We start from the raw sequence: 11,269 nt of genomic DNA, 5'->3' as shown, positions 1-11,269 counted from the left end.
CAGAGCTTGTTACTGGTCGGTAACCACGGTTGTACCGCGTACCGGGAGTACCCGCTTCCTGGTGTGGCCTGCGTCACTCGTCAGGCGGACGCGGCCGAGGAGTTCACCGTGTGGGCCAGGCCGCCCCACGCGAGGTCGGCGACCTCGTCGGTGATGACCTCGCGTGGGACCTCCGGACGGGACGTGAGCCAGTGGTCGCCCACCGAGCGGGCCATCCCGACGACGGCGTGGCCCCACGTGGCCGCGGGCGCCGGGTCCCGACCCTGGCGGTGCAGTTCGGTGGTGATGATCTCGCCGACGTGGTCGCCGATGAACGACGTCAGGTCGCCCACGAAGTCACCCTCGGCCGCCGTGGCGGTGCGGTCGGACCCCGGCGGGCGCATCACGTAGCGGTAGATGTCGGGGTCGCCCTCGATCAGCGCGAAGTAGGCGTCGATCCCCTGCCGCAGGATGTGCTGGGGCGGACCGGCGGTGCGCATCGCCTCGGCGACCTGCGCCACGATCACGGCACCGACCCGCTCGCACACGGCCTGGTACAGGTCGAACTTGTCGGCGAAGTGGCGGTAGACCACCGTCTTCGAGGTCCGTGCCTGCGCCGCGACCTGGCTCATCCCGACGTCGGGCCCGAACTGCCGGATCGCGACGATCGTCGCGAGCGTGAGTTCCTGCCGCCGGGCGCGTCGGTGCTCGTCCCACCGGCTGGAACGTTTGTCCCGACGGGGCGGCGGGGCAGTGTCCTGCTCCGATGCGCCGTCGGTCACAGCGCCTTCCGGCGAGGGGCTGCGCCGGGACCGTCCCGAACGGCCCGACCCCTCGTCCTCATGACGATGCGAACGACGACTCACGGCACCCACGGTACCTGCTACTTTTGAGTAACCAAGACCAGACCTCCCTGGAGGAACCCATGGCCAGCCCCCGTCGCGCGGCGGTCGTCGGCGCCAACCGCATCCCGTTCGCCCGCTCGAACGGCGCCTACGCCCGCGCCTCCAACCAGGACATGCTCACCGCGGCGCTCGACGGTCTCGTCGCCCGCTTCGGGCTGACCGAGGAGCGGATGGGCGAGGTCGTCGCCGGGGCGGTGCTGAAGCACAGCCGCGACTTCAACCTCACCCGCGAGGCCGTCCTCGGCTCCCGCCTGTCCGCCGCCACGCCGACCTACGACGTGCAGCAGGCGTGCGGCACCGGCCTCGAGGCCGCGATCCTCATCGCCAACAAGATCGCCCTCGGACAGCTCGAGGTCGGCATCGCCGGCGGTGTCGACACCACCTCCGACGCCCCGATCGCGGTGAACGACGATCTGCGCGAGGTCCTCCTCGAGGCCAACCGCGCGAAGTCGACGGCCGGCATCGTCAAGGCCCTCGCCGGGTTGCGCCCGGGCCAGCTCGTCCCCGAGATCCCGGCCAACCGCGAGCCGCGGACCGGCATGGCGATGGGCGAGCACGCCGCCATCACCGCCGCCCACTGGGGCATCGAGCGCACCGCACAGGACGAGCTCACCGCCCGGTCGCACCAGAACCTCGCCAAGGCCTACGACGCCGGGTTCTTCGACGACCTCATGACGCCGTTCCTCGGCCTCACGAAGGACAACAACCTCCGCGCCGACTCCACCGCGGAGAAGCTCGGCAAGCTCAAGCCGGTGTTCTTCCCGGCCGGCGGCGACAAGACCGAGGCGACGATGACGGCGGGCAACTCGACGCCGCTGACCGACGGCGCCGCCACCGTGCTACTCGCCTCCGACGAGTGGGCCGCCGAGCGCGGCCTGCCCGTCCTCGCGCACATCGTCGACGCCGAGACCGCCGCCGTGGACTACGTGCACGGCGACGAGGGCCTGCTCATGGCGCCCGCCTACGCCGTCCCCCGGATGCTCGAGCGCAACGGGCTCACGCTGCAGGACTTCGACTTCTACGAGATCCACGAGGCGTTCGCCTCCACCGTGCTCGCCACGCTCGCCGCCTGGGAGAGCCCGCAGTTCTGCAAGGAGCGCCTGGGCCTCGACGCGCCGCTCGGCTCGATCGACCGCGAGAAGCTCAACGTCCACGGCTCGTCGCTGGCCGCGGGGCACCCGTTCGCCGCGACCGGCGCCCGCATCGTGCCGACGCTCGCCAAGATCCTCCACGAGAACGGCGGGGGCCGCGGGCTCATCTCCATCTGCGCCGCCGGTGGCCAGGGCGTCGTCGCCATCCTCGAGGCCTGAGAAAGGGATACGGACATGTCGCACGACTGGTACTCCGACTTCGTCAACTCGGGCTTCGGCCGGGCCGTCGCCGGCAACGTCGGCCTGCCCCCGGTGCCGAAGCTGCGTCGCTGGGAGCCCGGCCAGCCGCTGCTCTCCGGCGCCGCGCTCCTGGGCACCGCGACCGCCGACGGGCGCGTCGCCAAGATCGTCCGGGCCGTGCTGGCCGACGCGGGCGTCGAGGTCCACGAGGACCCGGCCGCCCCGATCGGCGGCGGCTCGTCGAGCTCGAAGGTCGCCGCGGCGATCGTCGACGCGACCGGGCTGTCGAGCCCGCGCGACCTCGCGGCGATCCAGCAGTTCCTCACCCCGGTGATGCGCCGGGTGGGCCCGTCGGGGCGCATCCTCGTCATCGGCGACGTCCCGGCCCAGGCCGAGCGGCCCGCCGTCCGCGCCGCCCGCCGCTCGCTCGAGGGCCTGGTCCGCTCGGCGGCCAAGGAGGCGCGCTACGGCGCGACCGTGAACCTGGTGCACGTCGCCGACGGCGCGGAGAACGACATCGAGTCGACGCTGCGCTTCTTCCTCTCCTCCCGCTCGGCGTTCGTCGACGGTCAGCGCCTCGACGTCGGCACGGTGCCCGGCTACGCCGGCTCGTCGGCCGGCACGGACTGGGACCACCCGATCACCGGCAAGGTCGCCGTCGTCACCGGCGCGGCGCGCGGTATCGGCCGCACGGTGGCGCAGACCCTGGCCCGCGACGGCGCCACCGTGGTGGCCGTCGACATCCCGGCCGCGGGCGACGCCCTCGCGCACACCGCGAACGACGTCGGCGGCACGGCGCTGCAGCTCGACATCACCGGTGCCGGCGCGGGCGAGGCCATCCTGGAGCACTGCCGCCGTCACGGCGGGGTCGACATCGTCGTGCACAACGCGGGCATCACCCGCGACAAGCTGCTCGCGAACCAGGACACCGACCGCTGGAACTCGGTCATCGACGTGAACCTGAACGCGCAGCTCGCGATCAACGACGTGCTGCTCGCCTCGGGCGACGACGACGGCTTCCACCGCGGCGGGCGCATCGTCACGGTGTCGTCGATGGCCGGCATCGCGGGCAACCGCGGCCAGACGTCGTACGGCGCGTCGAAGGCCGGCGTCATCGGTCTGGTCGAGGCCACGGCCCCGCTGCTCGCGGACAAGGACGCGACCATCAACGCCGTCGCGCCCGGGTTCATCGAGACCGCCATGACCGCGGCGATGCCCGTCGGGACCCGCGAGGCCGGCCGCCGGCTCTCCTCGCTCACCCAGGGCGGGCTCCCGGTCGACGTCGCCGAGACGATCGCCTGGTTCGCCCAGGGCGCCTCGTACGCGATCAACGGCCAGGTGCTGCGCGTCGACGGCCAGAACTACCTGGGGGCCTGAGCATGCCCACCGAGACCCTCGACAGCGCGCCCGCCCTCGGTGCGCTGTACGGCCGGGCGCTGCTGACGGCGCGGTCGGGCGGGGACACCCTGCCCGACCGGACGCTGGAGCTGGTCAACGTCGCGATCGACGCCGAGGCCGTGGCGAACTACGCGCACGTCTGCGGGTTCCGGGTGGGCGGCGAGCTGCCGATCACCTACCCGCACATGCTGGCGTTCCCGCTGCAGATGCGGCTGATGACCGACCGCGAGTTCCCGTTGCCCGCCCCGGGCATGGTGCACCTGCGCAACGTCATCACCCAGCACCGGCCGCTGACCGTCGGCGAGCCCCTGGTGGTGCGGGTGCACGCCGAGCGGCTCGTCGCGCACCCGAAGGGCGCGCAGGTCGACCTGGTCTCGACCGTGGGCCTGCCCGACGAGGACGCCGTCTGGCACTCGCGCTCGACCTACTTCGTGCGCGGCGCGACCGCGGAGGATGCCTCGGAGGCCGCCCCGCCGGAGCCCGACCCGCGCGTCGGGGACCGGCCGCACGCGGTGTGGACGGTGCCGGGCGACATCGGCCGTCGCTACGCCGCGGTGTCCGGCGACGTGAACCCGATCCACGTCAACGGGCTCGCCGCGAAGGCGTTCGGCATGCCGGGCACCATCGCGCACGGCATGTGGTCCAAGGCCCGCGTGCTCGCGGCGCTCGCCGGTCGCACGGACGAGGCCGTCACGGTCGACGCGGTCTTCCGGTCGCCGCTGCGCATCCCGTCGAAGGCGTTCCTCTACACGGCCGCCACCCAGGACGGCTGGGACGCCGCCCTGCGCTCGTCGAAGGGCAAGGACCACCTGCTCCTGACGGTGCGCCCGGCGTAGGTCGGCTCCGTCCCGCGTGAGGGGAACCCTCGAGCGCTCTATCGGCTCGAGGGTTCCCCTCACGCATGTCGGGATGCCGTCAGCCGTTCGCGAGATTCACACCAGGCATCCGTCACGTCGCGTCTCCCGACCGATCGCGCGTCAGAACAGGACGTAAGGGCACGAGCCGGGACATCACCATCGTGTTGTGCGCGACACGTGTCACCCAGGCCACCCTGCTTCACGGTGACGCCGCAGCGCCCGAGCACGATGTCGGGTCGTGGCCCCGCACTCCCCGTCCGCTCTCGACCCCGCCGGGACCGGACCCACCGATCGGTTCGAGCGTCCCGACGACGGGCCGCCCGCCGACGACGCGACCGTCGAGACCGGCCGCCCCGCCGAGGGCGACGAGCACGACGGCACCGGGACGGAGTCGCCCGAGTCGACCGCACCCGCCGTCGGGAAGCGGCGGTTCCGGTTGCTGCCGAGGCGCCGGTGGCTGCGGCGGACACTGGCGGCGATCGTCGTGGTGCTCGTGCTCCTCGCCGCGATCGCGGCACCGTCGCTCGTGCACGCGCTCACCCGGCCGGGCTCGGACACCGTCGCGGCCCGGCTCGCCGAGTGGGGCCGCGACCACGGGCTCGGGCCGGTCGTGACGTGGCTGGAGTCGGCGCAGTACCAGCTCGACCAGCCGCCGACCGGCGGCATGCCGGCCGGGGGCATCCCGCACGCGAACGGGGTGGTCGCCGACCGCCCCGGCGGCAGCCCGGCCCCGCCCGCGCTGCCCGCCCCGGCCGGACTCCCCCCGCTGCCCGGGGAGGGGCAGTGGCAGACGGTGGTGTCCACCCCCCACGGCGACGCGGTGCGGGTCGCGTCGGTGCGGCCCGACGCGCAGCACACGTCTTTCACCGTCGGCGTGCTGTGGATGGACCCGACGCTGGTCCGCGGGGTGCTGCACCCCGGTTCCGAGGACCCGGGCGGCACCTGGTCCGTCCCGTCCTCGATCGACGCGAACGAGCAGCGCACCGTGGTCGCCGCGTTCTCGGCCGGTTTCCGGCTGCAGGGCGACAGCCACGGCGGCTGGTACCTCGACGGCAAGGAGGCCCGCCCGCTCGTGCCGGGCGCGGCAAGCCTCGTCGTCCACCGGAACGGCACCACCGACGTCGGGGCCTGGGGCAGCGAGGTGTCGATGTCGCCGGACGTCATGGCGGTCCGCCAGAACCTCGTGCCGCTCGTCGACCACGGCGTCGTGAACCCGACCTGCGCCACGGGCGGGACCGCAGAATGGGGCTCGACCGTCGGCCAGGCCGCCTACATCAACCGGTCCGCGTTCGGGGTCACGGCGACGGGCGCGGAGGTCTACGTCGGCGGCCCGGCGCTGTCGGTGTGCACGCTTGGCGAGATCCTGCGCAGCGCGGGCGCGGTGCGCGGGATGGAGCTGGACATCAACCCGGCGTGGGTCTCGGGCGCCTACTTCCACCCGACCGGCAACCCGCAGCCCGACGCGTTCCAGCTCTTCCCCGGCGAGCAGGTCGGCGCCCAGCACTACCTGCAGACCTCGAGCCGCGACTTCCTGTCGTTCGACCTGCGCGCGGTCGCCGACACCGTCGGCGCCCCGCCCTCGACCCAGCACACGGGGACGAAGCACACGGGCACCGGCACGGGGAAGCGCCAGCACAGGTAGTTGCCTGATGGAAGGATGTCGGGGTGTCGACGCCGACGTCCCGACTCCGGACCGCCCTGCTCGTCGTCGCCGTGCTGCTCATCGCGCTGAACCTGCGCCCGGCAGTGGTGGCGGTGTCGCCCCTGGTCGCGCAGATCCGCACCGACCTCGGCATCTCCAGCGCCGTCGCCGGGCTCGTCACGACGCTGCCGGTGCTCTGCTTCGGCCTCCTCGCGCCGGTGGCGGGGCGGCTCGCCCGGCGGATCGGGCTGGAGACCACGCTGCTCGCGGCGCTGGTCGTCCTGACGGCGGGCATCCTCGTCCGGCTCGCCCCCTCGCTCGGGGCGCTGCTGGCGGGGAGCCTGCTCGCCGGGGTCGCGATCGCGATCGGCAACACGCTGATGCCGGTCGTGGTGAAGCGGGACTTCCCCCACCGCACCGGCGCGATGACCGGTGCCTACTCGACGATGATCTCCGCGGGTGGCGCGCTCTCGGCCGCCGTCATGGTCCCGATCGAGCAGGCGACCGGGCTCGGCTGGCGCCCGGCCCTCGCACTGTGGGCGACCGGGGCCGGGCTCGCTCTCCTGCTGTGGTCGCCGTGGGTGCTGCGCGCCCGACGGGAGGCCGCCGCGGCGCCGCCCACCGCACCCGCCGCCCCCGTGCGGGGGCTGTGGAACTCAGCGCTGGCCTGGCAGGTGACGTTGCTGATGGGGCTGCAGTCCCTGCAGTTCTACTCGTTCACCGCCTGGGCCCCGACACTGTTCGTCGAGCGGGGACGCACCCCGGCCGAGGCGGGACTGCTGCTGTCGCTCACCGGTCTGGCCTCGCTGGTGACGTCGGCGTTCACCCCGGTGTTCGCCACCCGCCGCCCGACCCAGTTCCATCTCGTCGCGGCGCTGGTCGGGCTGTGGGTGGTCGGCTACCTCGGCCTGCTGCTCGCTCCCGACGGCTCGGCGCCGCTGTGGATGGTGATCATCGGACTCGGCCAGGGTGTCGGCATCTCCCTCGGACTGACGCTGATCACCCTGCGCTCCCCCGACGCCGCGCACACCTCGGAGCTGTCGGGGATGGCGCAGGGCGTCGGCTACGTGGTCGCGGCCGCCGGTCCGTTCGTGCTCGGCGCGATCCGGGACGCGACCGGCGGCTGGACCTGGCCGGTGATCACCCTGCTCGTGCTGCTGGTCCCGCTCGCGATCGCCGGGGCGGGCGCCGCCCGTGACCGCCACGTGGGCGTGGCGGCCGCGGAGCAGGTGGCTCACGCCGGGTGAGCACGAGTCGGTGCCCCGTCCGGGCGGCGGCACCTCCCACCGTCGGCGATGCGCATCGATCTCCGGTGAACGCACCGCTGCCGGTGGACGAACCGATCAGCTGACCTTGACCAGCGCCTTACCCGTGTTCTCGCCGCGCAGGAGGCCGAGGAACGCGTCGACCGCGTGGTCGATCCCCTCGGTGACGCTCTCGGCGAACCGCACGCGTCCGTCGGCCACCCACGGCGTGACCTCCTCGAGGAACGCCGGGAAGCGGTCGAGGGAGTCCGACACGATGAAGCCCTGGATCGACAGCCGCTTCTTGACGATCTGGAAGAGGTTGTCCGGCCCGGGCGTCGCGTCGCCGTCGGTGTCGTTGTAGTGCGCGATGGCGCCGCACGCCGCGATGCGCGCGTAGTCGTTGGCCACGGCGATCGCCGCCTCGAGGTGGTCGGCGCCCACGTTGTCGAAGTAGACGTCGATGCCCTCGGGCGCGGCCTTCCCGAGCTGCTCGCGCACGGGGGCGTCCTTGTAGTTGAACGCGGCGTCGAAGCCCAGCTCGTCGGTCAGCCACGACACCTTCGCGGCCGAGCCGGCGCTGCCGATCACCCGCGACGCGCCCTTCTGCTTCGCGATCTGCCCGACGAGGCTGCCGACGGCCCCGGCCGCGCCGGAGACGAAGACGGCGTCGCCGGCCCGGAACGCGGCGTGGTCGAGCAGGCCGACCCACGCGGTGAGGCCGGGCGCGCCCAGGACGCCGAGGTAGGCCTTGGCGTCGACCCCGTCGACGTCCGGGACCTGCTGCAGGTGCCGCGCCTTGGCGATCCCGCGGTCGCGCCAGGCGAGGTTGCCGAGGACCAGGTCCCCGACGGCGACGTCGGTGACGTCGTCACCCACGGCCGTCACCTCGCCGACCGAGCGGCCGTCCATCGGCTGGTTCAGCCGGAACGGGGGCACGTACGAGGGCACGTCGTTCATCCGGCCCCGCATATAGGGGTCGACCGAGAAGTACCGGTTGGCGATCTCGACCTCGCCGGCGCCGGGCGCGGGCAGCTCGCGCTCGACCAGCGCGAAGTCGTCGGGCGAGGGGAAGCCGTGGGGTCGGCGGGCCAGGTGGACCTCGTGTGCGGTCGTCATGCCTCGACGGTTACCCCCCATGACGGCCGTGTGTCATGCGCCCGCGATCGGGAACACCTCATCGCACGCGAGAGGTTGATCCGGAGCCGCTCAACCCGTCGTCGGGAACGGACCGAGACCTGAGTCGCATCGACTCAGGAATGAAACGGTCCCCCGCGTTGCTGACGGGAACGACAGCCGCCGCAGACCACCGGTCACAGGCGGCAGGACCCTCCAGGAAAGGTACGCATGACCAGCGCATTCGGTCCCGGCGGCCCCGGGTCCGGCCAGTTCGACGACTTCCTGGCGCGCTTCCTCGGCGGCAACTCGCCGCGGGGCGCCCAGCGCATCGACATCACGGCCCTCATGACCGAGCAGGCCCGCGGCCTCGTCGGCACCGCGGCGGCCCAGGCCGCCGAGCGTGGCAACACCGACCTCGACGCGTGGCACCTCCTGCTGGCCGGGCTCCAGGTCGCGCCGTTGCGCGCCCTGATCGCCGGGACCGGGGTCGACACCGAGGAGCTCGCCCGGTTCGCCGACGGCCAGCTCCCGCGCGGCGAGGCCACCGGCCAGCCGCCGGCCCTCACCCCGACGGCGAAGCGCACGCTGCTCGACGCCCACCAGATCTCGCGGGCGCTCGGCGCCAGCTACATCGGGCCGGAGCACATCGTGCTCGCGCTCGCCGCGAACCCCGACTCGCCGACCGGCAAGGCGCTGCAGTCCCGCGGCGTCGACCCGCAGTCGCTGCAGCGCAGCGCGTCCACCGGTGGCCGTCCGGCCGCCCAGGGTGGCGGCGGGCAGGGTGACTCCGACACCCCCACCATCGACCAGTTCGGCGTCGACCTGACCGCGAAGGCGCGGGCGGGCGAGCTGGACCCGGTCATCGGCCGCGAGGACGAGGTCGACCAGACCCTCGAGGTCCTCTCCCGGCGCACCAAGAACAACCCCGTGCTGATCGGCGAGGCCGGCGTCGGCAAGACCGCCGTCGTCGAGGGGATCGCCCAGCGCATCGTCGCGGGCGACGTCCCCGAGCAGCTCGAGGGCAAGCGGATCGTCCAGCTCGACCTCACCGGCATGGTGGCGGGCACCCGCTACCGCGGTGACTTCGAGGAGCGGATGACGAAGCTCGTCGCCGAGATCCGCGAGCACTCCGAGACGTTGATCGTCTTCATCGACGAACTCCACACCATGGTCGGGGCCGGCGGCTCCGGCGAGGGTGGCGGCATGGACGCCGGCAACATCCTCAAGCCGGCCCTGGCCCGCGGCGAGCTCCACATCGTCGGTGCCACGACGCTCGACGAGTACCGGCAGTCCATCGAGAAGGACGCCGCGCTCGAGCGCCGGTTCCAGCCGGTGATGGTCCCCGAGCCCAGCGTCGCGGACACCGTCGCGATCCTGCACGGGCTGCGGGACCGTTACGAGGCGCACCACCAGGTCCGCTTCACCGACGAGGCGCTGACGGCGGCCGCCGAGCTGTCCGAGCGCTACGTCACCGACCGGTTCCTGCCCGACAAGGCGATCGACCTCGTCGACCAGGCCGGCGCGCGGAAGCGGCTGCGGTCCAAGGGCCCGCACACCGACACCCGCGAGCTGGAGCGGCGGCTCGAGTCGCTGCAGCGCGACAAGGACCAGGCCGTCGCCGACGAGGATTACGAGCGGGCGGGCGCCCTGCGCGACGAGGTCGCCCGGGCCGCGCAGGCCCTCGAGGAGGCCCGTCAGGAGCGGACGTCCGGCCGGGACGGTGTGCTCACCGTCGACGTCGACGACATCGCCGAGGTGGTCTCCCGCTCGACCGGCATCCCGGTCGCGCAGCTGACCGAGACCGAGCGGTCGCGGCTGCTCGGGCTGGAGGCCCAGCTCCACGAGCGGGTCGTCGGCCAGGACGACGCCGTGCGCGCCGTCGCCGAGGCGGTCCGCCGCTCGCGCGCCGGCCTGGGCGACCCCGACCGGCCGATCGGCAGCTTCCTGTTCCTCGGCCCCACCGGCGTCGGCAAGACCGAGCTGGCCAAGACCCTGGCGGCGGCCATGTTCGGCGACGAGGACCGGATGGTCCGCGTCGACATGAGCGAGTTCTCCGAGCGGCACACCGTGTCGCGCCTGGTGGGTTCGCCCCCCGGGTACGTCGGCTACGGCGAGGCCGGGCAACTGACGGAGGAGATCCGTCGTCGCCCGTACTCGGTGGTCCTGCTCGACGAGATGGAGAAGGCCCACCCCGACGTCTTCAACACGCTGCTCCAGGTGCTCGACGACGGGCGGCTGACCGACTCGCAGGGCCGGACGGTCGACTTCCGCAACACGGTGCTGATCATGACCAGCAACGTGGGCTCGGAACTCATCACCACCAACACGCAGGCCCTCGGCTTCGCGCCCACGGGCGTGAACCCGGACCAGTCCCTGCAGGAGCGGCTCATGCCGCGGCTGCGGGAGTCGTTCCGGCCGGAGTTCCTCAACCGGATCGACGAGGTGATCGTCTTCAAGCGGCTCGACGCCGCCCAGCTGCGGACCATCACCGACCTGCTGCTCACCGAGACGCGGGAGCGGCTGGAGGCGCTCGACATCGCCGTCGAGTTCTCCACCGCGGCCGTCGACTGGCTCTCCGACCACGGGTACCAGCCCGAGTTCGGGGCCCGGCCGCTGCGGCGCACGATCCAGCGCGAGGTCGGCAACCGGCTGTCGTCGATGCTGCTCGGGGACGAGCTCTCGGCGGGTGACCGGGTGCGCGTCGACGTGGTCGACGACGCGTTGACCTTCACGGTCGACCAGTCGTCGCTCGCGAGCTGATCGATCCACGACCCACGAAGGGGCCCTCCGTCCG

The 11,269-nt window shown here is 73.1% G+C and carries 8 protein-coding genes; 6 read left to right on the top strand and 2 right to left on the bottom strand.

The window, feature by feature from the left end; translation table 11 throughout:
• Nucleotides 1-80: 80 nt before the first annotated feature.
• Nucleotides 81-761 (bottom strand): TetR family transcriptional regulator, encoded by a 681-nt coding sequence (locus A3CO_RS32480; protein WP_018333141.1) that lies wholly within the window; start codon nt 759-761, stop codon nt 81-83.
• Nucleotides 762-904: 143 nt separating this feature from the next.
• Here A3CO_RS32480 and A3CO_RS0115375 point away from each other — a divergent pair, with 143 nt between their 5' ends.
• From A3CO_RS0115375 to A3CO_RS0115355, 5 genes are all read left to right on the top strand, one after another.
• Nucleotides 905-2,194, top strand: a complete 1,290-nt coding sequence (locus A3CO_RS0115375; protein WP_018333140.1) for an acetyl-CoA C-acetyltransferase — start codon at nt 905-907, stop codon at nt 2,192-2,194.
• Between the two features lie 15 nt (nt 2,195-2,209).
• Nucleotides 2,210-3,592: a 3-oxoacyl-ACP reductase gene (locus A3CO_RS0115370; RefSeq protein WP_018333139.1), complete on the top strand. Its 1,383-nt coding sequence runs from the start codon at nt 2,210-2,212 to the stop codon at nt 3,590-3,592.
• Between the two features lie 2 nt (nt 3,593-3,594).
• Entirely contained in the window at nt 3,595-4,449 is an 855-nt protein-coding gene (locus A3CO_RS0115365; protein WP_018333138.1) for a MaoC/PaaZ C-terminal domain-containing protein, read from the top strand.
• 259 nt (nt 4,450-4,708) lie between these two features.
• On the top strand, nt 4,709-6,112 hold the full coding sequence (locus A3CO_RS0115360) for a hypothetical protein (RefSeq protein ID WP_018333137.1): 1,404 nt from the start codon (nt 4,709-4,711) through the stop codon (nt 6,110-6,112).
• A 23-nt stretch (nt 6,113-6,135) separates the two neighbouring features.
• Nucleotides 6,136-7,359, top strand: coding sequence for a CynX/NimT family MFS transporter (locus tag A3CO_RS0115355; protein ID WP_018333136.1), 1,224 nt, complete (start codon nt 6,136-6,138; stop codon nt 7,357-7,359).
• Nucleotides 7,360-7,455: 96 nt separating this feature from the next.
• On the opposite strand, the gene A3CO_RS0115350 is transcribed toward A3CO_RS0115355, so the two are convergent.
• The gene (locus tag A3CO_RS0115350; protein WP_018333135.1) at nt 7,456-8,475 is read right to left on the bottom strand and encodes an NADP-dependent oxidoreductase; all 1,020 of its coding nucleotides are present in this window, start codon (nt 8,473-8,475) and stop codon (nt 7,456-7,458) included.
• A 228-nt stretch (nt 8,476-8,703) separates the two neighbouring features.
• Here A3CO_RS0115350 and A3CO_RS0115345 point away from each other — a divergent pair, with 228 nt between their 5' ends.
• Nucleotides 8,704-11,235 (top strand): ATP-dependent Clp protease ATP-binding subunit, encoded by a 2,532-nt coding sequence (locus A3CO_RS0115345; protein ID WP_018333134.1) that lies wholly within the window; start codon nt 8,704-8,706, stop codon nt 11,233-11,235.
• The last annotated feature ends 34 nt before the right edge of the window (nt 11,236-11,269 follow it).

The organism is Actinomycetospora chiangmaiensis DSM 45062 (genome assembly GCF_000379625.1).
GTDB lineage: Bacteria > Actinomycetota > Actinomycetes > Mycobacteriales > Pseudonocardiaceae > Actinomycetospora > Actinomycetospora chiangmaiensis.
Note: the sequence above shows the minus strand (reverse complement) of the source record. Positions and strands in the feature narration are given on the sequence as shown.